Origin of the sequence: Niveibacterium sp. (assembly GCF_041909475.1) — a bacterium.
In the GTDB taxonomy this organism is placed as follows: domain Bacteria; phylum Pseudomonadota; class Gammaproteobacteria; order Burkholderiales; family Rhodocyclaceae; genus Niveibacterium.
In genome coordinates this window covers 81,619-104,906 of sequence record NZ_JAYRDJ010000016.1, presented here as the reverse complement: position 1 = coordinate 104,906, position 23,288 = coordinate 81,619, and the positions used below count along the sequence as shown (strand labels likewise).

The window sequence follows — 23,288 nt, the reverse complement described above, 5'->3', positions numbered from 1 at the left end:
CTGGCCTAGGTGCGGCAAAACTGCGAGGCGCACAAAATCGCTAACCGCCGCGCGCCGATAGTCGCTGCGCTCGGCGTAGAACAGGTCCTGACCGTCCTCGGACACCATGCCGATCGAGATCAGCTCGCAGTCGAAGAGGTCGGTGAACTCTGTGTCGAGGAAGATCAGCATGGGTTCGTACTCAGAACAAGCGCCATCTGACCACCCACCCAGCTACCCAGTTTGACTGCGTACAAATGCAGGTGCGTGTCGCCGAGCACGAAGACCATCGACCATTGCGCCTCGGGCGGCGTCCGGCGTGGGTCGTTGTCGTCTCGAAACGCCGCGCGAACGCCATGCCGCGGCAGAACTTGTTCCACAAAACCGGCGAGCAGGGCCGAGTCGAACCGCGGCGCTCGGATGGTCACCGAGCGGGCGTCGTCGTCGATCACCGCCTGCACAGGCAAGTTGGCGAGACAAGAGCCCATGTGTTTCATGTAGCTGTCAATAATCCGCATCAGATCCTCCAAAGCGGCTGTTGCGTTGCTCGTCGAGCTCCCCGGGCCGAATTACTGTCCCGTCCAGTGCAGTAATGCCGCGCAAGCCCACGCCCACAGGTCGATAGGGCACAGATTGGGGCATCAGTGAGGAGTAGGGCAGTGAGTCGTGCTGGTGGCCATGCACATGCAGGGCGACGCCCAGGCTTGCCGCTAATTCGTCGAGCGCGGGCCATCCGTGTGGGTGCCATCCTGGTGCCTCATGGGTGACCAGTACGTCGGCGGATGCGACCGCCAGCGTCTCTAGTTCGTCCGGGAAGATCGTTGAGCGCTGGCGCAGCGGCAATCCGCCACGCCAGCGGTTGCCTTTGCCGCAGCGCGCCAGATATTCGCTGGCTGACGGCCATGTGGGATCGAGCGGTGGTGCCCAAACGCCGCCCCGAAAGACGCCGCCCAGACCCGCGATACGTACGCCTGCGACGGTCGCAACCCGGCCGTGCAAATTGCGATCGGCGAGTTCACTCCCAAACAAATTGTCGTAGCTCGCTTCGCTGTCGGTGTCATGGTTTCCGTGGATCCACCACACTTCCGTGAGATCCAGGATCGACGCGAGTTCGCGTTCGAGCGGTTGTGACGCCTCGATGTCGCCGAGCAGGACGATGGCATTCGGCTGGCGCAGCTGGACAGCTCGCACGATGTGGGTGAACTGGCCATGAGGGTCGCCGCAGAACCAGATTGCTGGACTCATTGCACGCTCTGCAACGCTTGACCCATGAGTCCGCAAAGGACGCGCCAGCAGCGCTCGCGTTCGCTCGCTGGCGCGCCTTCGTCCGCCAAAACAGCACAGCCCGGAAGTCGCGCAAACGCTTGCACGTCCTCAATCCACCGAGGGTCGATGCCACGATCCCGCGCGCGATCCGCCTCGTCGGCCGTGGTCACGAGGACAAGTCCTGCACGCACGGCGTCGGTGCATTCCGTCAAAAAGCTCGCCATCACGGCACCTTCCGAAACTCGCTGGGTTGCATTCTTTGGACGGCTTGCCGGAGCGCAGGTGGCGTGTCGTCGGGCAGCCAGCGCGATGCGACTTTGCGTAGCGCGGGAGGCTCGCAGGCGCGCGGGTGGGTTTGGATATGTTCGGCAATGTCAGCGCCTTCGGCTTCTCCGAGCGCTTGGCGCTGCGCGAGGGCCAGAATGTCGACTCGCAGTTGTGTGAGGGCGTCCAGCACGCCGTCAAGGACCCTACCGAATTGGGCGGGCGAGGGCGTGATTCGCTCATCGGTGGAGAGCTTGCGCCAGATCGCCGGGGCATGTTCGAGCAGGAATGCGATGGCAAACAGGGGTTTCAGGCCCTCCACGGGGCCACCCAAGGCATCGCTTAGCCTTACCAGGGCCTCAGCCGGTGTTTGGGCGGGTACGTCGCAGCGGAAAATGCGTTCGTTGATCGATGCACGGAATTTGCGCTCCAGCGCGGCCGTGCTCAGACCGCCGCACGCTTCCGGCGTCGGCAACGCACAGAGCTTGCGCTCAAGATCCTCCCAGCGCTTTGTGTTTCTCGCCTCCGCGCGCCTGATCGCGCGGTCGCTCAGTGCCATTGGCATGTTTTCGGTCTCCGGCTGAGGTGCTCGATGACGGCACGCTCGAGGGCTCTCCTCGCCTGGCGAGGCGGCAGTTCGCTGAGCTGGCGGGCGAGCGCGGGTGCGATATGCGGCGGAAGCCATCCGTCAAGCTGCCGTTCGGCAAGCAGGCGTGCGTATGCCGACTGGATGATGATGGCCCCTTCGGCGCGCGTTGGCTTGCGAACCTCGAACACCTGGGCGCGCGAGAGGATCGGATGCGGGATCGTGTCGAGGTGGTTGGCGGTGGCGACCCAATTGACTGCGGACAGATCAAGCTCGATCCACGGCGCGGATTGATCTGACCATTGGCGGGCGGTACGCGGTTCCCACAGGTGGAGCAGAGGCGCCAGCGGATCGTCCGTGCGGCTGTCGGTTCGGGCCTTGTCGAGTTCGTCGAGGGCGACCAGCGGATTGGCCACCGGGTTGGCAGCTACAAACTCGAATAGTCGGCCAGGTGCCGAGTTCGACCAGTGGGTCGATGAACCGGCCAAGTCCGAACTGTGTTGCGCGCAGGCCATGTCGATCACGAGTGGCGTTGGGAGCGCCAACACGTGCGCGAGACTCAATGCGAAGTCTGTCTTCCCGACGCCGGGAGGACCGACCAGGATCAGACGCTGCCCAGTGATGGGCCGCCCGATCGCGCCATTCAAAATCGCCTCGCGCTGCAGGTGGTCAATGGCTGCCGCGAAGTTCGGGTGAGACTGGCGCAGGCAGTCCAGTTCAGCGGTGGCATCGCCCCCGCAGGGGCCGCCCAGTTCGCGCATGATCCCCGCTTGCTCGATGGTCTTCTGAATCGCGCGCGTCCGTTCGGCCTCTTCGAGACGGTGCTGGGTGTGGTCAGCACGCGAATTGGCGATCTGCCGCACCAGTTGGAACATGGGTTTCGCAGACAACACGCGCGCCGGCTCGTCCTGCTCGCGGGTGCTATCTTGGACTTCGGTTTCCGCGCGGCGCTCCCAGAGCCAGCGACGCACTTCGTGGATGTCGGCCATCTCACGAGTCCTCCTGAGCGCGCTCGCGCATCAAGGCTCGCCAGCCTTCGGCGAGCGCCATGGCGTCAATGAGCGCGTGGTGACGCATGTTTGCATGGGCGCGCCACACGCGGTCCTGGGCGTCGGAAAAGGCTGACTGTGACGCCAGCGGTCCGGCATCGACGACGGCTGCGATTGACGGGTGACGCTGACCCAACAGATCGTCGAGCAGCGTCAGATCACCGACGAAATCAATCACAAGCATCACGTGCCCCAGCGAGGAGAGCCAGTCATTGAGGGCGCTCGCGACGACCTCCGCCGGTCCTTCCACTGTTGGCGGAATGAGCCCTAGCAGCGGCAGCACGTCGGCGCGTACGAAGTCGGAGCAAGCGGCGATCGGGACTCCGGTCAACTCAGCGTAGAACTTGTCGCCAGCCTCGGTCACTAGCCCAATGCTCAGCAATTGCGGGGAGGTAAGAGACGTGAATTCGGTGTCGATGAATACGAGCACGGGCTTCTCCTGAGTAGGTGCCCGTAAAGGCTATGCACCGATCTCACGAGTCGCCAGCGGTATTTGCTGATTGCGGGAATTGCGATCCACAGAATCTGTGGACAGGGCTGGGGCTGGCGCGGCCTTGGTCGCTCCGAAGAAGGTCTATTGCGTAGCGCCAAAGATTCGTGCCCCCTGAAGCTCGTCGAGGAGCGTGCTCACTCTGGGCGATGCCCCTTATCAAGTGCGTTCGAGGTTTTGAACAAGACCTATCGGTACGACGACACCAGGCATATCTAGGTCGCTGGAATTGATTGCGGAAAATCTTGTTTGACCCTGTTTGGACCGTGCCTGCAGACTTCGATGGTAGCGCTACCATCTGATGGGCCGTCGTAGGGAGTTTATGGCTGTCACGTGATGGAGGAGCGGAAATCAAGCCAAATCGGAGAGCTGTATGGATACGGAATACAAAGGGGTCATCGCGAGACAAATGGATTGGCAGGGTCTTCGCTCCGCCAACGGATGTGGGCACGGCGTGGATCAAGGGGGCTTGAGGGTAAGGCCGATGGCCTTGTGCGTTGCGCTCGCGCTGGCTACGCCCGGCGCCGTGATCGCTGCTGAGCCGCAGGCGACTGACAAGGATGGCGAGAGCCTGCCAACAATCACGGTGACCGCGACGCGTCGCCCTGAAGCCTTGCAGAAGGTGCCGGTTGCAGTGACCGTCCTCGACGGCCAGAAGTTGGCGGAAGAGAACCGCAACAACATCGCCGCGATCGCGCAGGAGGTGCCGAGCGTCAACTTCCGGACCAACGGTTCGTCGAAGGATACGTCGGTGTTCGTGCGCGGGGTTGGCACGATTTCGACCTCGCCGGGCGTGGAGCCGACGGTCTCGACCGTTCTCGACGGCGTGGTGCTCGCGCGCCCCGGTCAGGCGACGCTGGATCTGCTGGACGTCGAACGCGTGGAAATTCTGCGCGGCCCGCAGGGAACCTTGTTTGGCAAGAACGCTTCAGCCGGCGTGGTGAATATCGTCACCCGTGCGCCGGGCGCGGAACGCGAGGCCTTTGTCGAGGGAGCGTGGTACAGCGGAGGAAACGAGAAGCGCCTGCGCGCTGGCGTCTCGGGCGGTGTCAATGAACAACTGCGCGGTTCGTTCAACGCATCGTGGGCGGATTACGACGGCAACGTCACCAACGTTGCCAATGGCAAGACCCGAAACGGTTATGACCGCACTGGCCTGCGTGCAAGGGTGGACTACGATGCCACGCCCGATCTGAAGTTGAGCCTGATCGGGGACTATTCGAAGGGCACCGATACCACCGTGCAGGGCGTGATCACCAGCCTGCAGACGACCGCGTATCCGTCGGGTGCATTGAGCGCGCCGAACACAAAGTTTGGCGCTGCGCTGCTGCCCGTTGTGCCGAAGTCCGACAATCGCGAGGTCAACAACAACGTCGATACCCGCGCCGAAGAGCGCAACTACGGGCTCTCGGCACAGATCGACTGGAAGCTGGCGGGACACACGCTGACGTCCATCACTGCATGGCGTGGGTGGGAGAACACTCAGTACCAGGATCTGGATCGCCTGTCGGCGCCCGCCGCCGGCTTGCCGCAGCAGGATGACAAGGGTGTGCTGGATTTCAACCAGTACTCGCAGGAGTTCCGCATCACATCGCCGCGTGGCCAGTTCCTCGAATATGTGGGCGGCTTGTTCTTCCTGCGTGCCGAGTCGGACGAGACCTACCGTCGCGATGTCACTGCGATCGCGCCAGCACCGTCCGGCTACGGCGAGGCGAAGTACAGCACCCGGTCCGATAGCGCGTCGGCCTACGGTGAGGCCACCTTCAACTTCACTGAAGCGCTGCGCGGTATCGCAGGCCTGCGCTGGACGCATGACAGTCTGAGCTATGAGCACGAGCGGGTGCGCAATCCGGCCGGTGCAGCGCTCGCAGGCGTTGGCGCCAGCCAGGGGCTGACGGTGGGCGAGACCAGCGCATCGGCGTTCAGCGGCCGAATCGGCCCGCAGTTCGATATCGCCAAGGGTGTCACGAGCTACGCGACGTATTCGCGCGGCTACAAGGGGCCGGCGTTCAACGTCTTCTTCAACTTCGTCAATCCGCGCGACACGCTGGCGCTCAAGCCGGAGACATCGGATTCGTTCGAGCTGGGTTTGAAGACGACTTCTTTCGATAACCGACTGCGCATCAACGCGGCGGCGTTCTACACGAAGTACGACAACTTCCAGGCCAACTTCGCCGACGTCCTCAACGGCACGATCGTGACACGCCTGATCAACGCCGGTGAGGTCTCGACCAAGGGCCTTGAAGTCGACTTCTCCGCGCGCCCGCTGACGCAGCTGACGATCAGCGGGGCAGTGGCGCGCATCAACGCCCGGATCGACAACTTCAATTGCCCGGTGGGCGCTCCGACCAGTTGCGATGTGAATGGCAAACCGTTGCCGTTCTCGCCGGACTGGAAGGCGAACATCCAGGGCACGTGGCGCGAGCCGCTCAAGTCGGGCCGCTTCGTCGACATCAGCAGCGACTACAGCTGGCAGTCGGAGACCCAGTACAGCATTTCCCAGTTCGCCGACACGATCCAGCCGTCCTATGGCATCTGGAATGCGAGTGTTGCGCTGGTCGATGCGGCGAACGGCTGGCGTGCAGCCCTGCTGGTGAAGAACATCGCCAACCAGAGCTATGCGACCAACCTGTCGCACGACGCCGGGGTGCTTAACCGCTGGGTGCCGCGTGATGACCAGCGCTACTTCGGCGTCCAGTTCCGCAAGGACTTCTTCTGATCGTTTGACGCCGGCCGGCGGTGCCTGAATGGCGCTGCCGGCCATTGCTGATCCATTCACATGCTTATGCAGCGTCTTACGCATAAGCACGGCAACAAAGTTTGGTTGGGGCAGATAGAGCGCCTGCCTAGAATCGCCGTGATCCCACATTCCAACGGGCCGCGCAATGCGTGGCTGAACGCGACCATGAGCCTTCGCAAACAGATATCCATGACGCTGCTCGTACTGAGCACGACCCTGCCGGCGGCCTGGGGTGCCGATGTGCAGTTACGGATCTTCGCCGGGGGCGCCAACCAGCGGCCCGATTTGATCCGTTCCCTGCTCGACGACTTCGAGCGCAAGAATCCCGGCATCAAGGTGCAGGTCGAAACCGGTGGCGCCACGTCGGAACTGCAGCGCCAGTATCTCGGTACGGTGCTCGGTGCGCGCGACAGCAGCATCGATGCCTTCGTGCTGGATGTGGTCAACCCGGCGCAGTTCGCCGCAGCGGGCTGGCTTGAACCGCTCGACGCGCACCTCGGTGCGGACAAAGCCAACACGCTGTCGCGCTATCTGCCGGCATACGCCAGCGCCAATTCAATTGGCGGCAAGGTGGTAGCGCTACCATACACGGCCGACGCGCTGTTTCTGTATTACCGCAAGGATCTCCTCGACAAGTACAAGCTGCCGGTGCCCAAGACCTGGGCGGAACTGACCGAAACCGCGCGCAAGGTGCAGCAGGGCGAGAAGTCCGCCAACCTGCAAGGCCTCAGCTTTCAGGGGGCGCCAATCGAAGGCGCGGTGTGCACTTTCCTGCTCCCGTACTGGAGCGAGGGCAAGGAACTCACTGATCGTGAGGGCCGCCTCACGCTCGATCAGGCTGCCGCAGTGCGTGGGCTGAAGGGCTGGTTGAACCAGGTCGATCAGGGTGTGACACGCCGCAACGTGGCCGAGATCAAGACCGGCGATACCGTCAATGAATTCAAGGCAGGGCAGGCGCTGTTCGCGCTGAACTGGGGCTTCGCCTGGGACCGCCTCCAGAGCGATGCGGACTCCGCGGTGAAGGGCAAGGTGGGCGTCGCGGTGCTGCCTTCAGTGGCCGGTGGGAAATCGGTCAGCTGCATCGGCGGCTGGCAGTGGGGCGTCTCGGCGTTCTCTCGCCACAAGGCCGAAACCGTGAAGCTGGTGCGCTACCTGACCGACAAGCAGGTGTCGCGCACGCTGGCGGTGGAGGGCGGCATCCTGCCGGTGTTCCCCGAGATCTACAAAGATCCCGAGGTGCTGCGCAAGGCGCCCTGGTTCAGTTTTGCCGGCGAGGTGGTGGAAACCGCCAGGGCCCGCCCGGTGCATGCACGCTACAGCGAAGTGTCGGATGCGCTGCGCACTGGCACCAGCGCGGCACTGGCGCGTTCCGTGACACCGGAACAGGCGGTGGCCGACATCGCAGGCCGCCTGCGGCGCATCTTCCGGTGAGGCTGTGGCTTTGAGTGGCGAACTGGTGGTGAAGCGCCCCGGCAGCGCAGGCGCGGTGCGCGCCCTTGCGGCGCAGGGGCGGGCCTGGCGCGCGCGTCTGGCAAACCCGAGCGAGCAGGCGCTCGCCTGGCTCCTCCTGGCGCCGGCCGCATTGCTGCTTCTGCTCATCGTAGCCTATCCGGTCGGCCGACTGGTGTGGAGCAGCCTGCATGACCTTAGGCTCTCCGCGCTTGATGTCGCGGTGCCCCCCTTCGTCGGCCTGCGCAATTTCGCCGATCTCGGCTCTGACCCGGCCTTCCTCGATGCGCTGTGGAACACCGCCAAGATGGTGCTCGTCACCGTGCCGGGGGCGCTGGTCGCCGGGCTGATTCTCGCGCTGCTGGCCAACATTGAATCGGGCTGGCGCTGGCTGGTACGCCTCGCGCTGCTGCTGCCCTGGGCGCTGCCGCTGTCCTTCACCGGGCTGATTGGCGCGTGGTTCTTCGACTATCAGCATGGCTTGATCAACGACCTGCTGCAGCGCTTTGGCGGTACGCCACGGCTCTGGCTCACAGACGCCTGGCTGGCGCAGGTCGCCGTGTGGGTGGTGATGATCTGGAAGTCGTCGTCCTTCATCGGACTGATCCTGCTCGCCGGCCTGCAGATGATTCCGCAGGAGCTGCACGACGCTGCGGCCCTGGACGGCGCCAACCGCCTGCAACGCTTCCGCCACATCACGCTGCCGCTGCTCGCGCCGTCGATCATGGTCGCACTGATCTTCCGCACGATCACCGCGCTGCAAACCTTCGACGTGCCCTACAGCATGACCCACGGCGGCCCCGGTTCGGCGACGCTGACCCTGGCGATGTACATCCACACGACGACCGTCGAGTACCTCGATGTCGGCTACGGCGCGGCGCTCGCACTGAGCCTGGCCGGGCTCTCGATGCTCACCACTTTCGTGTACTTGCGTTTCGTGCTGAGGGAGTCGGCATGAACGCTATCGCCCGCATTTCCTTTCCCACGCTGCGGCTGCTGGCAGTGGCGGTGGTCGCGGTCAACGGCATTTTTCCGGCGCTGTGGATGCTGCTCACTTCGCTCAAATCCGAAGTCGAGCTGGTGTCGGTGCCGATCACCTGGCTGCCGCGCGATGCGAGCCTCGCCAACTACCTGCGCGCCTTCACCGAACAACCGCTGCCCACCTTTCTGCTCAACAGCCTGGTGGTCAGCCTGCTCGCCACCGCAAGCACGCTGCTGGTGTCGTCGCTCGCGGCCTATGCACTGGCACGGCTGCGGCTGCGTGGCCGCACGCTGGTCCTGGGCGTGTTGCTGGGCGCGTCGATGTTTCCGCTGGTCACGCTGATGGTGCCGCTGTTCGAGACCATGCGTTCGCTGGGTCTGCTCAACAGTTATGCCGCGCTGATCCTGCCCTACACGGTGATGAACCTGCCGGTGTGCACGCTGGTACTGGTGAGTTTCTTCCAGAGCATTCCCGCGGACATCGAGAACGCCGCGATGCTCGATGGCTGTTCGCGCATCGGCGCGCTGTGGCATGTGGTGCTGCCGCTGTCGGCGCCTGGCGTGTTCACCGCCGGCATCCTCGCCTTCGTCAATGCCTGGGACGAGTTCCTCATGGCGCTCGCCTTCAACGCCACGCCGGCCATGCGCACGTTGCCGGTCGGCATCACGCTCTATCAGGGCGAATACAGCTTTCCCTGGCCAGTCATTTCGGCAGCGCTGGTCGTTGCCATCGTGCCCGTCGCCCTGTTGATCATCGTATTCCAGGGGCGGGTGGTCAGCGGGCTTTCCGCAGGAGGAATGAAGGGATGAATCATCGAGTGGGGGCAGGCGTGTACGACCTGCTGGACGATCCGCAGCAGCCGCGCGAACACTTGCGCCACCTCAGCACTGCTGTGGATGGCGGCTTCTCGGCTGCGGGCGAGAATCGGTTTCTCGCCGATGGCGAGGTGCCGATCGCGCTGACCGCACATCGGCTTGCGAACGCGGGCACCGTGTTCCGCTTGCGCTTTGGCACGGCAACCCGGCCCGACTACGGTCTCTTGCCGGGCCTGACCGCCGTCGAGCCGCTCCCGCTGGCCACGACCGGCGACGCATGGACGCTTGCGGCCGGCGATGTCAGCCTGACGCTGCATCGTGCTCCCTTGCGGATCACCGTCGCCCGTCGCGGCGAAGCGCTGCTCAGCTCGATTTTCGACGTGCTGCTCGACGAGCACCTGCTTGGCTGGGCGCGGCTGCCCGCGCTCGCTGCCGGCAAGGACCGCTGGCTGGCCTCGTTCGAACTCGGTGCCGACGAGCCGGTGTATGGCCTGGGCGAGAAGTTCGGCGCCCTCAACCGACGCGGCCAGTTGATCGTCGGCCGCAATGAAGATGCCCTGGGTGTTAACGCGGAGCAGTCCTACAAGAACGTGCCCTTTGCATGGAGCCCGCGCGGCTGGGGGCTGCTGGTGCATACGCCGGCGCCGGTGACGCATGGCGTGGGCTACGCGCCCTGGAGCCACCGCGGCTATGTGGTCGATGTGCCGGACGAAACGCTGGACCTGTTCTTCTTCGTCGCCGACACGCCGGCCGAGATCCTGCGCGATTACGCCGCGCTGACCGGTGCAGCCGCCAGCGTGCCGCTGTGGAGCCTCGGCACCTGGGTCAGCCGTGCCTACTACCGCACGCCGGAAGAGGCGCTGGATGTCGCACGCGAGTGGCGCCGGCGCGAGCTGCCCGGCGATGTGCTCACGCTCGATGGTCGCGCCTGCTGGGAAGTCGCCAAGCGCTTTTCCTTCCAGTGGGACGAAACCCGCTTCCCCGACCCGGCCGCCGCACTGGGTGCCCTGAAAGCCGAAGGTTTCCGGCTGTGCGTCTGGGAATACCCGCTGCTCTCGGTGCAGGGCCCGCTGTTCAACGATTTCGCTGCGCGCGGCTGGCTGCTGAAGGATCAGTCCGGCAAGGCCTATGAGTACCACTGGCCGGGCACCGAACTGGTCGGGCCGCTCGCCGCGCGCCGCGGCAAGTCGCCCTTCGGCCCGGTACTCACGCCGCTGCCGACCTCCGGGATCCTGGACTTCACGCAGCCCGAGGCCTACGCCTGGTGGCGCGACGCCCACAAGGCGCTGTTCGACATCGGGGTCGATACCCTGAAAGTGGACTTCGGCGAGCAGGTGCCGGACGACGCGGTGGCCAGCAATGGCGACAGCGGCCAGCGTTTGCACAACGTGTATGCGCTGCTCTACCAGCGCTGCGTGTTCGAAGCGAGCGAGAAGTTCCGCCCGGGCGATGCGGTGCTCTGGGGCCGGCCCGGCTTCATCGGCAGCCAGCGCTACCCGGTGCAGTGGGGCGGCGACCCGCAAAGCGATTGGGGCGGGCTGGCGGGCAGCGTGCGCGGCATGCTGAGCTACGGCCTCTCCGGCGTGCCCTACTACTCGAGCGACATTGGTGGCTTCTACGGGGCGCAGCCCACCGCTGAGCTGTACCTGCGCTGGGTCGCGCAAGGGGTGTTTTCGTCCCATTGCCGCTTCCATGGCATCGGTCCACGCGAGCCCTGGTACCTCGGCGAAGAAGTCAGCGCGCTGACGCGCCAGTGGCTGCAATTCCGCTACCGCCTGATTCCCTACATCGCTGGTGCGGTGGAGGAATCCATTGCCACCGGTTTGCCGGTGGCCCGCGCAATGGCGCTGGCCTTCCCTGACGACACGGTGGCGCGCCACTTCGACCTGCAATACCTGTTCGGCCCGGCTTTACTGGTGCGCCCGCTGGTCGAGGCCGGGGGCCGTGCCGAAGTGTGGTTGCCCAAGGGGAGCCGCTGGTTCGATCTGTGGAGCGACGCGGAGTACGAGGGCGGCCAGTTGATCGAGGTCGAAGCGGGCCTGGACCGCATCCCCGCTTTCGGCCGCGAAGGCCATGTGCTGCCGCTCGGCCCGGCCTTGCAACGCACCGACGAGATCGACCGCGCGCAGCCGCTCGATGAACTGTGGCTGTTCGGTAAGCCTGCTGTTGCGCCGCGGGTGTTGGGCGATGGGGTATCGCTGGCCGCGCCGGGCGTGCTGCAGTTGCGCAGCGATGCGCGACTGACGCTGCGCGGCTGGGGTACGCGCTGGCAGCAGATCGGCACGCGGGTGCGGGCAGTCGGGGAGGCCGGCGCATGAGCGCGTTTGCCCGTTACCCCAGCCTGGAAGGCCGCCGGGTGCTGATCACCGGCGGCGCGACCGGTATCGGTGCTGCGTTGGTGGAAGCCTTCGCCGGGCAGGGCGCGCAGGTCGGATTCCTCGACATCGATGCGGATGCCGGCGCAGCCCTGCAGGCCCGCTTGCCCGGAACCCGCTTCGCTGCCGCCGATGTGCGGGACATTCCCGCGCTGCAGTCAGCGATTGATCTGCTTGCGGAGCAACTGGGCGGCGTCGAGGTCCTCATCAACAACGCGGCGAACGACGCCCGCCACGCCTTCGACGAAGTCACGCCCGAGCTGTGGGACAACGCGCTGGCGGTGAATCTGCGCCACCACTTCTTCGCCGCGCAGCGCGTCGCACCGCTGCTGCGTGCGGCGGGAGGCGGCTCGATCATCAACCTTGGCTCGGTGTCGTGGATGCGCGGGCGGCCGGGCTTTGCCGGTTACTCGACCTCGAAGGCCGCGATCAACGGGCTCACTCGCACGCTGGCGCGCGAGCTGGGCGCCGACGGCATTCGCGTCAATGCGCTGGTGCCCGGCGCGATCCGCACCGAGCGGCAGGCGCGGCTGTGGCGCACGCCGGACGAGGACGCGAAATTCCTCGAACTGCAGGCGCTCAAGCTGCACCTGCAACCGGAGCACGTCGCGCGCATGGCGCTCTTCCTCGCGGCCGACGACAGCAACGGCTGCAGCGGCCAGAACTTCATCGTGGATGCCGGGCTCGTGTGAGCCGGGCGGCCGATCCATTTCAAAGCAGGGGAATCCAATGATTCATTTCGTGTTGCATGACGCCACCGATTCGGTGGCGGTGGTCGTGGTGGAAGGCGTTCAAGCCGGCCAGACGCTCAACGGCTGGGTGATGGACGAAGACCGCTTCGTTGAAGTTGTCGCCGAGCAGGACATCCCGATCGGCCACAAGGTCGCACTGCGCGACCACGCCGTCGGCGAACTGGCGATCAAGTACGGCATCTCGATCGGCAAGGTCGTTGCACCGATCCGCAAGGGCCAGCACGCCCACGTTCACAACATCAAGACCACCCGCTGGTAAGCCCGGAGCCGACCCGTCATGAGCATTGTTTCCAAAGACACCACCTTCCTCGGCTACCGTCGTGAAAACGGCCGTGTGGGCGTGCGCAACCACGTCATCGTGCTGCCGGTCGACGACCTTTCGAATGCTGCGGCCGAAGCGGTTGCACACAACATCAAGGGCGTGCTCGCGCTGCCGCACCCCTACGGCCGGCTGCAGTTCGGCGCCGACCTGGATCTGCACTTCCGCACCCTGATTGGCACCGGCGCCAACCCCAATGTGGCGGCGGTGATCGTGATCGGCATCGAAGAGGGCTGGGCCAAGAAGGTGGCCGACGGCATTGCCGAGACCGGCAAGCCCGTCAGCTATTTCGGTATCGAGCTGCATGGCGACCACGACACGATCGCGCGTGCCTCGCGCGTGGCGAAGGACTACCTGCAGTGGGCATCCGAGCTGCAACGCGAGCCCGCCAACATCACCGAGCTGTGGGTTTCCACCAAGTGCGGCGAGTCCGACACCACTTCGGGCTGCGGCGCCAACCCCACGGTCGGCAACGCCTTCGACAAGCTGCATGCGCTGGGCGCCACGCTGCTCTTTGGCGAGACCACCGAGCTGACCGGTGGTGAGCATGTGGTCGCCGCGCGTTGCAAGAACGACGAAGTGCGCGAGCGCTTCCAGTTCTTCTTCGACCGCTACCAGGCGCTGGTCGAACGCCACAAGACCAGCGACCTCTCCGAGTCACAGCCGACCAAGGGCAACATCGCCGGCGGCCTGACGACGATCGAGGAAAAGGCGCTGGGCAACATCCAGAAGATCGGCAAGCGCTGCACGGTGGATGGCGCGCTCGACAAGGCCGAGGTGCCGACCGGGCCGGGCCTGTGGTTCATGGATTCCTCGTCCGCTGCAGCCGAGATGGTCACGCTCTGCGCTGCCGCAGGCTATGCGGTGCACTTCTTCCCGACCGGGCAGGGCAACGTCATCGGCAACCCGATCCTTCCGGTGATCAAGATCTGCGCGAACCCGCGCACCGTGCGGACGATGAGCGAGCACATCGACGTCGACACCACCGGCCTGCTGCAGCGGGAAATCTCGCTCGACGAAGCCGGCGACAAGCTGCTGGAAAACCTGCTGCGCACCGCCAACGGCCGCCTTACCGCCGCCGAGGCGTTGGGCCACCGCGAGTTCGTGCTGACCCGTCTGTACGAGAGCGCGTGACATGACCCAGCGCATCCTGATCACCGAGTTCATGGACGAGGCCGCGGTTGCGCAACTCGCACGCGACTTCGAGGTGCACTACGACCCCACGCTGGTGGACCGGCCCGCCGAGTTGCTGGAACGTGCAGCCGGCGTTGCCGCGCTGATCGTGCGCAACCGCACCCAGGTGCGCGGTGAGTTGCTGGCCGCGCTCGGCGCCGCGAAAGTCATCGGCCGCCTGGGCGTGGGTTTGGACAACATCGACGTCGCGGCCGCGGAAGGGCGAGGACTCCGCGTGATCCCCGCGACCGGTGCCAACGCCCTGGCGGTGGCGGAGTACGTGATCGCCACCGCATTCCTGCTGCGCCGTGGTGCCTTCCTTTCAAGCACTGCGGTGGCGGCTGGCCAATGGCCGCGTGCGGCCTTGTCCGACGGCGGCGAACTCGGTGGCAGGACGCTGGGGCTCATCGGTTTCGGTTCGATCGGCCAACTCTCTGCCAGGCTTGCGCGTGGGCTCGGCCTCAAGGTGATCGCGCACGACCCGGCCATCTCCGACAGCGCCGAGCTGTGGGCACAGGCCGGCGTTGCGCCGCGCGCGCTGGACGCGCTGCTTGGTGAGGCCGACATCGTCAGCCTGCATCTGCCCTTGCTGCCGAGCACCCGAAACCTGATCGATGCCGCGCGCCTCGCGCAGTTCAATCCCGGCGCGATCCTGATCAACACCGCGCGTGGCGGCGTGGTCGACGAAGCTGCGCTGGCCGAAGCGCTGAAGGCAGGACGGCTCGGTGGCGCCGCCCTCGACGTGTTCGGCGAAGAACCGCTGCCAGCGGGTTCGCCGCTTGCAGATGCGCCGAACCTGATCCTCACGCCGCATATCGCCGGGGTGACCCGAGAGTCGAACACCCGCGTCAGCGCGCTGATTGCCGACGCGGTTGCGGCAGCGTTGCAGGAGGCTTCGAATGTCGCGGCTTGACGCACTGACGCTCGAATCGCTCGTTACCCGCGCGCTTGTGCGTGCAGGCGCCAGCGATGAGGCGGCGCGGGTGACCGCCACGTCGCTCGTTGCGGCCGAAGCGCAGGGGCTCGCGGGCCATGGTCTTTCGCGCGTGGCGCAATACGCGACCCACCTGCGCAACGGTCGCGTCTTTGGCGATGCGCAGCCGCGCATCGTTGCGTCGCGTGGCGGCGCCTTCCTTGTCGATGCGGGAGAGGGGCTCGCTTTTCCGGCCTGCGCGTTTGCGGTGAGCGAGGCCATTGCGCGCCTGCCTGAACAAGGCGTGGTGTTCGCCGGCGTGACCAATAGCCACCACTTTGGCGCGGCGGCCGGGCACCTCGAAGCGGCTGCTGCAGCGGGCTATGTCGGGCTTGCATTCAGCAATTCGCCGGCCGCCATTCCGGCCTGGGGTGGCAAACGCGCGCTTTACGGCACCAACCCGATCGCCGCGGTCTTTCCGCGTCGCGATGGGCCGCCTTTGGTGATCGATCTGAGTCTGTCAGAAGTCGCACGCGGCAAGCTCATGGTCGCCGCCAAGGAAGGGCGAGAGATTCCGCTCGGATGGGCCTACGACAGCGAGGGCCAGCCCACGACCGACCCGAAGAAGGGCCTTGCCGGCGCCATGGCACCGGCCGGTGGCGTGAAAGGTGCAGCCTTGGCTTTGGTCGTGGAGCTGCTGGTCACCGTGCTCACCGGGGCGGCGTTCGGCTTCGAGGCCGATTCGTTCTTCGTGGACGAAGGCAACCGCCCCCGCATCGGCCAGGCCTTCCTGCTGGTCGACCCGGGCGCGCTGGCGGGTAGCGACAGCTACTTCGCACGTATTGAAACCCTGATCTCCGCGATTCTCGCCGACGAAGGTGTGCGGCTGCCCGGTACGCGGCGTCAGCAGCTTGCCGCCGCGACCAGCGAGTCGGGTATCGAAGTCGCTGACGCGCAGCTTGCGCAACTTCGTCAGCTCGCCGGAGAGGCGTGATGGGTGCGCCACTCGCGCTTTCGCGCCCCGATCTGCTGCGGGAAGCGGCTCTGGTCGGTGGTCTCTGGCTGGACGCCACCGGTACGCGCGTCGACGTCGCCAATCCGGCGCAGGGCGGCCTGGTAGGGCGCGTACCACGCACCGGCGTGGCCGAGGCCCGCACTGCAATCGACGCTGCGGTTCAAGCCCAACCCGCCTGGGCGGCGCGCACCGCGAAGGAACGCGCGGCGGTGCTACGGCGCTGGCACGACCTGATCCTGCAACACCGCGAAGACCTCGCGCAGATCCTGACGGCCGAGCAGGGCAAACCGCTCGCCGAAGCGCGCGCTGAAGTAACCTTCGGCGCGAGTTTCCTCGAATGGTTTGCGGAGGAGGGGCGGCGCGCCTACGGCGAGACGATCCCCAGCCCTTCCGCCGATCGGCACCTGCTGACGATTCGACGCCCGGTGGGCGTGTGCGCGGCGATCACGCCGTGGAACTTCCCGAACGCGATGTTGGCACGCAAGGTGGCGCCGGCGCTGGCGGTCGGGTGCGCGATGGTGGTGAAACCCGCTGAACAGACGCCCTTTTCCGCGCTCGCGCTGGCGGTGTTGGCGATCGAGGCCGGTGTGCCGGCGGGCGTGCTCAGCGTGCTGACCAGCGACCGCAGCGGGGCCGCGGAAGTCGGTACCGAAGTCGCGACACACCCGGCGGTGCGCCTGCTGTCCTTCACCGGGTCGACCGCGGTCGGCAAGTTGCTCGCGCGCCAGAGTGCCGACACCGTGAAGAAGCTGGCACTGGAGCTGGGCGGCAACGCGCCCTTCATCGTCTTCGACGATGCGGATCTCGACGTGGCGCTGGATGCGCTGATGCTGGCCAAGTTCCGCAACGCGGGCCAGACCTGCGTCAGTGCCAACCGCATCCTGCTGCAGGCGGGTATTCACGACGCCTTCGTCGAGCGCCTCGCGGCCCGCATCGAAGCGCTGTGTGTCGGCGACGGGCGTGAGCCCGGCACCGACATCGGTCCGCTGATCGACGCCCGTGCCGTGCAGAAGGTCGGTGTGCACGTGGCCGATGCGCTGAACCAGGGGGCGACGCGGCGGGTGGGCCGCGATACGCACCCGCGCGGCGGCAATTTCTACAGCCCGACCTTGCTGACCGGCGTCACGCCGGCGATGCGGGTGTTCCGTGAAGAAACCTTCGGGCCGGTTGCGGCCGTGGGCCGCTTCGACACTGAGGCCGAGGCGGTTGCGCTGGCGAATTCAGGCGAGGCGGGGCTGGCGGGCTACTTCTTCACGCGCGACCTGAGCCGCACACTGCGCCTGGGCAACGCGCTTGACTACGGCATGCTTGGCATCAATACCGCGGCGATTTCGACGCCGGAAGCGCCGTTTGGCGGCGTCAAGGAGTCCGGCCTCGGGCGTGAAGGTGGCCATCAGGGCCTGGATGAATACCTCGAAAGCCGTTACCTCTGCATTGCGTAGAGCGGGGCACGTGCATCGCGCACTGCATCAGGCGACCTCAGGCCGCAGGGGCTTCGAGCTCCAGACCCACTTTCGGGTAAGCAGGCACGCCGAGTAGGTGCCCTTGAGCGTAACGTCCGCCGGCTTGCTGGATCGCCTCCAGTTGAGCCGGCGTCTCCACTCGCTGGAAGATCGGCCAGACGCCTTCGGAACGCGTTTCGCGTACCAGCGCGGACAAAGTTTCCGGCGATTCAACGCGGCGGGAATCTAGCTTCAGATAGTCGGGGCGCATGTGAGCCAGAATCTCGCTCGCTTGCTTGGCACTGGTAACGGAGATGGAGACCGCGAATCCGTTCAGCCGGTAGTTCGCCATGACATGGCACAGCAGGTCGACGGAGTCGGCGACGCGTTCCGGCGTCTCGATGATTAACGAACGCGGCGGAATACCGAGCGAATCGAGCACGCGACGGAACGCGCGCCCGTGGTCGTCGGCGACGGCGGAGAGCAGCCGATCATGCACATTCACGATCAATGGCCGGGTCCGTTCCGGGCCCGAGAAGTGATTGAGCACATGCACGGTGCGGCACAACCGATCGAGCTCGATCAGGCTTGTGTCCGATGCGGCTTGTGCGAAAACGCCCCATGGTGACAAGCCACGTTCTTCGCCGTGGCGAGATGAAATCAGGCCTTCCATCGCGAAAACGCTATGAGTCTGAAGATTCACGACAGGCTGGAAGACGCTCGTCAGCTCGCAGCGCTGGTAACACCCGAGAACCGGCCCGCCCGGCAATCGACGAAGGCGGGAATCGGGTCCGACGCTGCTGGCACTGAGTTCAGCAATGTAATTTTCGAGCTTCGCAGTCACGGGGCACCTGTATGCGCGGGGGCGCCTGAGCATCTCTGGCGCGTTCAACGGGTGCCGAATTTAGCCCGCCGTGAACCCGATCCCAACCAAGATTTCGGACTAAGCAATGTAGGGTTGCGTGGATGAGCTATTGATGCGCCGAAGGAATCGCTCTTAACTGGGCCAGCGCGCTGCGTGCGGCGCCCATCAGAAAGCCCATGTCCGAGGACACCGCGACGAAGTCGTAGCCGTAGGCGATCGCACGCTGAGCCAGTTCGACGGTAGGCGCCACGGTGCCGCAGGGGATTCCGATCGCGCGGCTGCGGCGGGCGATGCCTTGCAAGGCTTCTTGTACCTCGCCCGCGGCGATCTTGCCGATGTGGCCGAGGCTCGCCGCGAGGTCGCCTGGGCCGGCGAACAGCGCGTTGATGCCTTCGACTGCGGCGATGGCTTCGAGCTGGTCGATGGCGGCCTGGGTCTCGATCTGCGCGATCAGGGTGCGTTGTGTGTTGGCGTTCGCGAAGTAGTCGGCGTCCGTGGTGTAGCGGCTGGCGCGATGCATTGCGGCGACGCCGCGCTCGCCCTGCGGTGGGTAGAGGCTCGCATTTGCTGCAATGCGCGCCTCGTCGGCCGATTGAACGAAAGGCAGCATCAGGTTCTGGGCGCCGATATCCAGCGCGCGCTTGATCAGCAGCGGGTTGCTTTCGGCGAGACGTACGATGGCTTGCGCCGGCGTGGCGGCTATCGCGCGCAGGTGATCGATTGCCTGTGCGGGCTCCACCGGCACGTGTTCGAGATCTACGACCAGAAAGTCGAAGCCAGCCCAGCCCAGCGCTTCGGCAGTGTTGGGCGTGGCCGACATTAACCAGCTACCCCAGGCGGGTTCCTTGCGGGCGGCGAGCCAGTCGGTGAATGAGGTTTGCGTCGTCATGCGGGTCGCTCAGAAGATGTCCGGTTCGGGCGTATCGCCGGGCGCTGCCAGAAAGTCGAAGTCGCAGCCGGTATCAGCCTGGCCGACATGCTGCTGGTAGAGCGCGGTGTAACCGCGGGTGTAGCGCGGGGCAGGCGCTTGCCATGCCGCGCGGCGGCGGGCGAGTTCGGCGTCGCTGACCAGCAGTTCAATCCGGCGCGCCGGCACGTCGAGTTCGATCTCGTCGCCCGTCTGTACCAGCGCCAACGGCCCGCCGATGGCGGATTCCGGCGCCACATGCAGCACGCAGGTGCCGTAATGGGTGCCGCTCATGCGGGCGTCGGAGATGCGCACCATGTCGCGCACGCCGCGCGCCAGCAACTTCTTCGGAATCGGCAGGCCACCCCATTCCGGCATGCCGGGCGCGCCCACCGGGCCTGCGTTGCGCAGCACCAGCACGGTGTGTTCATCGACATTCAGATCGGGGTCGTTGATGCGCGCATTCATTTCGGCGCAAGAGTCGAATACGAGAGCGCGGCCTCGGTGCCGCAAGAGTTGCGGACTCGCCGCCGAGGGTTTGATTACCGCGCCGCTAGGGGCGAGGTTGCCACGCAGCACGGCAAGCGCCGGTTGCGCGGTGAGCGGGGCGTCCAGGGTGCGGATCACTGCGTGCTCGTCGACCGGATCGAGTTCGTCGAGCGCCGTCTGCCAGTCGCTTCCCGCCACCGTGCGGGTACTGCGGTCGAAATGTTCACCGAGTTTGCGGATCACCGAGGGCAACCCGCCGGCATAGTAGAAGTCTTCCATCAGGTACTCGCCGGCCGGGAAGAGGTTGGCGAGTACCGGTACGCGACCTGCGGCGGCGTCGAGCGCATCGAGGTCAAGCGCAACCCCGGCGCGGCGCGCCAGCGCGATCAGGTGGATGGCAGCATTCGTCGAGCCGCCCAGCGCCATGAAGACCGATGTGGCATTGGCGAAGGCGCGTTCGGTGGCGATGTGCGAGGGGCGCAGGTCTTCCCACACCATCGCAACGATGCGGCTGCCGCAATCGGCTGCCATGCGCACATGGGCCGAATCGGCGGCGGGGATCGACGATGCACCGGGCAGCGTGAACCCCAGGGCATCGGCGAGCGAGGTCATCGTCGAGGCGGTGCCCATGGTGTTGCAGGTGCCGACCGAGCGGGTCATGCGTGACTCAAGCCGTATCCATTCGCGCGGCGCCACTTCGCCGGCAGAGTATTCGTCCCAGAACTTGCGGGTGTGGGTGCCGACACCGACGCGCTCGCCCTTGTAGCGGTCGTTCAGGGTCGGGCCCGCTGGGCAGAAGATCACCGGCAGGTCCACCGACAGGGCGCCCATCAGCAGGCCGGGTGTGGTTTTGTCGCAACCGCCCAGCAGCACTGCACCATCGACCGGGTGCGAACGCAGCAGTTCTTCCACCTCCATCGCGAGGAAGTTGCGATACAGCATGGTGGTCGGCTTGACGAAGATCTCGCCCAGCGAGAGCGCGGGCAGTTCGACCGGATAACCGCCTGCTGCGATGATGGCGCGCGCAACGGTGGCCGCACGCTCGGGAAGATGTGAGTGGCAGGTGGACAGATCGCTCCAGGTGTTGATGATCGCGATCAGCGGCTTGCCGAGAAAGTCTTCCCGTCGGGCGCCGATCTGCTGCATCCGTTGGCGGTGTGCGAAGCCACGCATGCTGTCGCTGGCGAACCAGCGCGCGCTGCGTAGATCGGACGGCGATAGGGTTTTTTCGGCGCTCACGCGATGGATTCCTGGAGTCAGAAGGAGGAGGTACAGCGGATCGGCAGGCTGCGATCTAACTACGATTTGCCTGCGATGGTAGCGCTACCAAATGCGATCGGGATGGTAGGATTCAGGCTGCTTGCCTGTCAAACATGCAAATCGAAAACCCATATACGCAAATGCTCGGATAGAGGCTGCGCATGTCACGAAAGTCCACCGACAGCAGTACGGAAGCAGCGAATGCCGATACCTCCACCAAGCGCCGGCGCCGCGGCAGCGGACGGGCGACGCTGGGTGATGTGGCGCGGCTGGCAAACGCCGCGCCGATCACCGTATCGCGCTATGTCGCGAACAAGGAGAGTGTTTCGCGCGAACTCGGCGAACGCATCGAGGCCGCCATCGTCAAGCTCGACTATGTGCCCAACCGCATCGCACAAGGTCTCGCCAGCGCGAGTTCGCCGATCGTGGCCGCGATCGTGCCGAGCATCATGCATTCGATCTTCGCCACGACGCTGGATGTGCTCTCGAAGCGTTTGCAGGCGCACGGTTACCAGCTGCTGCTCGGCAACACTTCGTATTCCCGCGAGCAGGAAGAGGCGCTGATCCGCACCTTCCTGCACTGGTCCCCGGCTGCCTTGGTGGTTGTCGGCCATTCGCGCAGCGCGGCGGCCCAGGCATTGCTTGAACGCTGCCCTGTGCCGGTGGTGGAAACCTGGGATCTCGATCCGTCTGCGCCACTCATGCAGGTGGGTTTCTCGCAAATCGATGCCGCGCGCGACATGGCTTTGCATTTGCGCAATCGTGGCTATCGGCGGATTGCCTATGTGAATAACGGGCTCGCGGACGATGTGCGCTCCCGTGTGCGCGAACGCGGTTGCCGCGAGGCGCTCGACGCCCACGGGCAGGAAACTATTGTCACGATCGCGACCGGAGAATCTCCGTTGCAGGCCGGGCGCGATGCCCTGGTTCATCTGCTGCGTATGTCGCCGAGGCCGGATGCCATCTTCTTCGCCAACGACAACCTCGCGGCCGGTGCGCTCCTCGAGGCGCAGCGCCGAGGCTTGCGCGTGCCCGAAGACGTCGCGATTGCCGGATTCGGCGACTTTCCGATCGCTGCGATGCTGACCCCGTCACTGACGACAATTGCCCCTCCGGTGGACGTGATTGGCGAGGCCACCGCCAATTTGCTGTTGGCCCGCTTTGGACATATCCATCCTGGCGAAATGCCGGGGAGCGTCATTGACGTTGGCTACCAGTTGCTGGCGCGCGAGAGCACATGAAGATCGAATGCCTTGTCGATGCGCGCGCCGGTGTGGGCGAGTGCCCACTTTGGTCGCCACGGGACAACTGCCTTTGGTGGATAGATAGCCCGGGCCGTCGCATACATCGCTATGACCCCGCCACCGCTCGGAACGACAGTTTCGCGCTGCCGGATGAACCCGGTTGCATCGCGCTCGCCGGGCACCGACTGCTTGTCGCAATGCGCCATGGGGTTGCCTTGTTTGATCCGCTCAGTGGCGATTTGGAGCCTGTAGCCGGCATCGACTACGACCCGGCAACGACGCGATTCAACGACGGGCGTTGCGATCGAAAGGGGCGTTTCTGGGTGGGCTCGATGTTTGAGCCGCGCACCGCTCCCGATGCTTGGCTGTACCGGCTGGATCGTGGTGCCGTCTTGCGTGTCGTTTCGGGCATTACTGTTGCCAACGGACTCGCATTTGCGCCCGATGGCCGCACGCTCTACCGGTCGGACTCGCCTGCGCGCACTGTTTTCCGCCATGCCTATGATCCAGAGACAGGCGAGTTGGGGCCCGCAGAGATCTTTCAGCGGTTTGGACCCGATGAGGGGCGCCCGGATGGCGCCGCGGTTGACCGCGATGGCTGCTACTGGATCGCCCTCTACGATGGCGGTGCAATCATGCAGATCGCGCCGGACGGCAAGCGCTTGAGAACCATCCCCGTGCCTGTCCGTTGTCCGACGATGGTCGCTTTTGGCGGGCCAGCGCTGGATCGACTCTACGTCACCAGCGCCAGCGCGGGCCGCAGCGAAGCGGAACTTTCGGCGCATCCGCTCTCGGGCGGACTGTTTTCGTTCGATCCGGGGACGAACGGTTTGGCTGAGGTCGATTGCCGCCTTGATTAGCCGCGGCGTGCGTGGCGGCTCAGCGGCCTCAATACCCGATGCGGGAGCGGCGCG

General features: G+C 65.5%; 21 protein-coding genes. 13 read left to right on the top strand and 8 right to left on the bottom strand.

The window, feature by feature from the left end; genetic code table 11:
* Positions 1 to 164: 164 nt before the first annotated feature.
* From ACE3P0_RS12210 to ACE3P0_RS12190, 5 genes are all read right to left on the bottom strand, one after another.
* Complete coding sequence (locus tag ACE3P0_RS12210; RefSeq protein ID WP_374402908.1) at positions 165 to 497, bottom strand: hypothetical protein; 333 nt, start codon at positions 495 to 497, stop codon at positions 165 to 167.
* Positions 484 to 1,224 carry a metallophosphoesterase gene (locus ACE3P0_RS12205; RefSeq protein ID WP_374402907.1) on the bottom strand — a complete coding sequence of 247 codons (741 nt, stop codon included), beginning with the start codon at positions 1,222 to 1,224 and terminating at the stop codon, positions 484 to 486. The genes ACE3P0_RS12210 and ACE3P0_RS12205 overlap by 14 nt, the downstream gene beginning before the upstream one ends.
* 244 nt (positions 1,225 to 1,468) lie before the next feature.
* Entirely contained in the window at positions 1,469 to 2,074 is a 606-nt protein-coding gene (locus tag ACE3P0_RS12200) for a hypothetical protein (protein WP_374402905.1), read from the bottom strand.
* On the bottom strand, positions 2,059 to 3,084 hold the full coding sequence (locus ACE3P0_RS12195) for an AAA family ATPase (protein ID WP_374402904.1): 1,026 nt from the start codon (positions 3,082 to 3,084) through the stop codon (positions 2,059 to 2,061). The genes ACE3P0_RS12200 and ACE3P0_RS12195 overlap by 16 nt, the downstream gene beginning before the upstream one ends.
* Before the next feature lies 1 nt (position 3,085).
* On the bottom strand, positions 3,086 to 3,574 hold the full coding sequence (locus ACE3P0_RS12190; protein ID WP_374402903.1) for a hypothetical protein: 489 nt from the start codon (positions 3,572 to 3,574) through the stop codon (positions 3,086 to 3,088).
* A 544-nt stretch (positions 3,575 to 4,118) separates the two neighbouring features.
* Between ACE3P0_RS12190 and ACE3P0_RS12185 the strand changes: the two genes are divergently transcribed.
* The 11 genes from ACE3P0_RS12185 (at position 4,119) to ACE3P0_RS12135 (ending at position 17,609) form a co-directional block, all read left to right on the top strand.
* Positions 4,119 to 6,353: a TonB-dependent receptor gene (locus tag ACE3P0_RS12185; protein ID WP_374402902.1), complete on the top strand. Its 2,235-nt coding sequence runs from the start codon at positions 4,119 to 4,121 to the stop codon at positions 6,351 to 6,353.
* 186 nt (positions 6,354 to 6,539) lie between these two features.
* Positions 6,540 to 7,805, top strand: coding sequence for an ABC transporter substrate-binding protein (locus ACE3P0_RS12180; protein WP_374402901.1), 1,266 nt, complete (start codon positions 6,540 to 6,542; stop codon positions 7,803 to 7,805).
* A gap of 10 nt (positions 7,806 to 7,815) precedes the next feature.
* A complete protein-coding gene (locus ACE3P0_RS12175; RefSeq protein ID WP_374402900.1) occupies positions 7,816 to 8,781 on the top strand; it encodes a carbohydrate ABC transporter permease in 966 nt (321 codons plus the stop codon).
* Positions 8,778 to 9,614 (top strand): carbohydrate ABC transporter permease, encoded by an 837-nt coding sequence (locus ACE3P0_RS12170; RefSeq protein WP_374402899.1) that lies wholly within the window; start codon positions 8,778 to 8,780, stop codon positions 9,612 to 9,614. Before ACE3P0_RS12175 ends, ACE3P0_RS12170 begins: the two co-directional genes overlap by 4 nt.
* The gene (locus tag ACE3P0_RS12165) at positions 9,611 to 11,938 is read left to right on the top strand and encodes an alpha-xylosidase (RefSeq protein WP_374402898.1); all 2,328 of its coding nucleotides are present in this window, start codon (positions 9,611 to 9,613) and stop codon (positions 11,936 to 11,938) included. The genes ACE3P0_RS12170 and ACE3P0_RS12165 overlap by 4 nt, the downstream gene beginning before the upstream one ends.
* Complete coding sequence (locus ACE3P0_RS12160) at positions 11,935 to 12,687, top strand: SDR family NAD(P)-dependent oxidoreductase (RefSeq protein WP_374402897.1); 753 nt, start codon at positions 11,935 to 11,937, stop codon at positions 12,685 to 12,687. The genes ACE3P0_RS12165 and ACE3P0_RS12160 overlap by 4 nt, the downstream gene beginning before the upstream one ends.
* 37 nt (positions 12,688 to 12,724) lie before the next feature.
* On the top strand, positions 12,725 to 13,006 hold the full coding sequence (locus ACE3P0_RS12155; RefSeq protein WP_374402896.1) for a UxaA family hydrolase: 282 nt from the start codon (positions 12,725 to 12,727) through the stop codon (positions 13,004 to 13,006).
* A gap of 18 nt (positions 13,007 to 13,024) precedes the next feature.
* Positions 13,025 to 14,200, top strand: coding sequence for a UxaA family hydrolase (locus ACE3P0_RS12150; protein WP_374402895.1), 1,176 nt, complete (start codon positions 13,025 to 13,027; stop codon positions 14,198 to 14,200).
* A gap of 1 nt (position 14,201) precedes the next feature.
* A complete protein-coding gene (locus ACE3P0_RS12145; protein WP_374402894.1) occupies positions 14,202 to 15,152 on the top strand; it encodes a hydroxyacid dehydrogenase in 951 nt (316 codons plus the stop codon).
* Positions 15,139 to 16,146 carry an Ldh family oxidoreductase gene (locus tag ACE3P0_RS12140; RefSeq protein WP_374402893.1) on the top strand — a complete coding sequence of 336 codons (1,008 nt, stop codon included), beginning with the start codon at positions 15,139 to 15,141 and terminating at the stop codon, positions 16,144 to 16,146. Before ACE3P0_RS12145 ends, ACE3P0_RS12140 begins: the two co-directional genes overlap by 14 nt.
* Positions 16,146 to 17,609: an NAD-dependent succinate-semialdehyde dehydrogenase gene (locus ACE3P0_RS12135; RefSeq protein WP_374402892.1), complete on the top strand. Its 1,464-nt coding sequence runs from the start codon at positions 16,146 to 16,148 to the stop codon at positions 17,607 to 17,609. The genes ACE3P0_RS12140 and ACE3P0_RS12135 overlap by 1 nt, the downstream gene beginning before the upstream one ends.
* Before the next feature lie 37 nt (positions 17,610 to 17,646).
* On the opposite strand, the gene ACE3P0_RS12130 is transcribed toward ACE3P0_RS12135, so the two are convergent.
* From ACE3P0_RS12130 to araD, 3 genes are all read right to left on the bottom strand, one after another.
* On the bottom strand, positions 17,647 to 18,453 hold the full coding sequence (locus ACE3P0_RS12130) for an EAL domain-containing protein (protein ID WP_374402891.1): 807 nt from the start codon (positions 18,451 to 18,453) through the stop codon (positions 17,647 to 17,649).
* A 127-nt stretch (positions 18,454 to 18,580) separates the two neighbouring features.
* Positions 18,581 to 19,363: an HpcH/HpaI aldolase/citrate lyase family protein gene (locus ACE3P0_RS12125; protein ID WP_374402890.1), complete on the bottom strand. Its 783-nt coding sequence runs from the start codon at positions 19,361 to 19,363 to the stop codon at positions 18,581 to 18,583.
* A gap of 9 nt (positions 19,364 to 19,372) precedes the next feature.
* Positions 19,373 to 21,109: an L-arabinonate dehydratase gene (gene araD / locus ACE3P0_RS12120; protein ID WP_374402889.1), complete on the bottom strand. Its 1,737-nt coding sequence runs from the start codon at positions 21,107 to 21,109 to the stop codon at positions 19,373 to 19,375.
* A 182-nt stretch (positions 21,110 to 21,291) separates the two neighbouring features.
* Between araD and ACE3P0_RS12115 the strand changes: the two genes are divergently transcribed.
* Together ACE3P0_RS12115 and ACE3P0_RS12110 are read left to right on the top strand one after the other, a co-directional pair.
* Positions 21,292 to 22,371 (top strand): LacI family DNA-binding transcriptional regulator, encoded by a 1,080-nt coding sequence (locus ACE3P0_RS12115; RefSeq protein ID WP_374402888.1) that lies wholly within the window; start codon positions 21,292 to 21,294, stop codon positions 22,369 to 22,371.
* Complete coding sequence (locus tag ACE3P0_RS12110) at positions 22,368 to 23,234, top strand: SMP-30/gluconolactonase/LRE family protein (protein WP_374402887.1); 867 nt, start codon at positions 22,368 to 22,370, stop codon at positions 23,232 to 23,234. The genes ACE3P0_RS12115 and ACE3P0_RS12110 overlap by 4 nt, the downstream gene beginning before the upstream one ends.
* The last annotated feature ends 54 nt before the right edge of the window (positions 23,235 to 23,288 follow it).

Bases quoted from the DNA above. Each gene is read 5' to 3' on its own strand.
- ACE3P0_RS12125 (WP_374402890.1), bottom strand. From the start codon at position 19,363: ATGACGACGCAAACCTCATTCACCGACTGGCTCGCCGCCCGCAAGGAA.
- ACE3P0_RS12210 (WP_374402908.1), bottom strand. From the start codon at position 497: ATGCGGATTATTGACAGCTACATGAAACACATGGGCTCTTGTCTCGCC.
- ACE3P0_RS12170 (WP_374402899.1), top strand. From the start codon at position 8,778: ATGAACGCTATCGCCCGCATTTCCTTTCCCACGCTGCGGCTGCTGGCA.
- ACE3P0_RS12165 (WP_374402898.1), top strand. From the start codon at position 9,611: ATGAATCATCGAGTGGGGGCAGGCGTGTACGACCTGCTGGACGATCCG.
- ACE3P0_RS12205 (WP_374402907.1), bottom strand. From the start codon at position 1,224: ATGAGTCCAGCAATCTGGTTCTGCGGCGACCCTCATGGCCAGTTCACC.
- ACE3P0_RS12160 (WP_374402897.1), top strand. From the start codon at position 11,935: ATGAGCGCGTTTGCCCGTTACCCCAGCCTGGAAGGCCGCCGGGTGCTG.
- ACE3P0_RS12195 (WP_374402904.1), bottom strand. From the start codon at position 3,084: ATGGCCGACATCCACGAAGTGCGTCGCTGGCTCTGGGAGCGCCGCGCG.
- ACE3P0_RS12155 (WP_374402896.1), top strand. From the start codon at position 12,725: ATGATTCATTTCGTGTTGCATGACGCCACCGATTCGGTGGCGGTGGTC.
- ACE3P0_RS12135 (WP_374402892.1), top strand. From the start codon at position 16,146: ATGGGTGCGCCACTCGCGCTTTCGCGCCCCGATCTGCTGCGGGAAGCG.
- ACE3P0_RS12145 (WP_374402894.1), top strand. From the start codon at position 14,202: ATGACCCAGCGCATCCTGATCACCGAGTTCATGGACGAGGCCGCGGTT.
- ACE3P0_RS12110 (WP_374402887.1), top strand. From the start codon at position 22,368: ATGAAGATCGAATGCCTTGTCGATGCGCGCGCCGGTGTGGGCGAGTGC.
- ACE3P0_RS12115 (WP_374402888.1), top strand. From the start codon at position 21,292: ATGTCACGAAAGTCCACCGACAGCAGTACGGAAGCAGCGAATGCCGAT.
- ACE3P0_RS12200 (WP_374402905.1), bottom strand. From the start codon at position 2,074: ATGCCAATGGCACTGAGCGACCGCGCGATCAGGCGCGCGGAGGCGAGA.
- ACE3P0_RS12180 (WP_374402901.1), top strand. From the start codon at position 6,540: ATGAGCCTTCGCAAACAGATATCCATGACGCTGCTCGTACTGAGCACG.
- ACE3P0_RS12150 (WP_374402895.1), top strand. From the start codon at position 13,025: ATGAGCATTGTTTCCAAAGACACCACCTTCCTCGGCTACCGTCGTGAA.
- ACE3P0_RS12185 (WP_374402902.1), top strand. From the start codon at position 4,119: ATGGCCTTGTGCGTTGCGCTCGCGCTGGCTACGCCCGGCGCCGTGATC.
- ACE3P0_RS12140 (WP_374402893.1), top strand. From the start codon at position 15,139: ATGTCGCGGCTTGACGCACTGACGCTCGAATCGCTCGTTACCCGCGCG.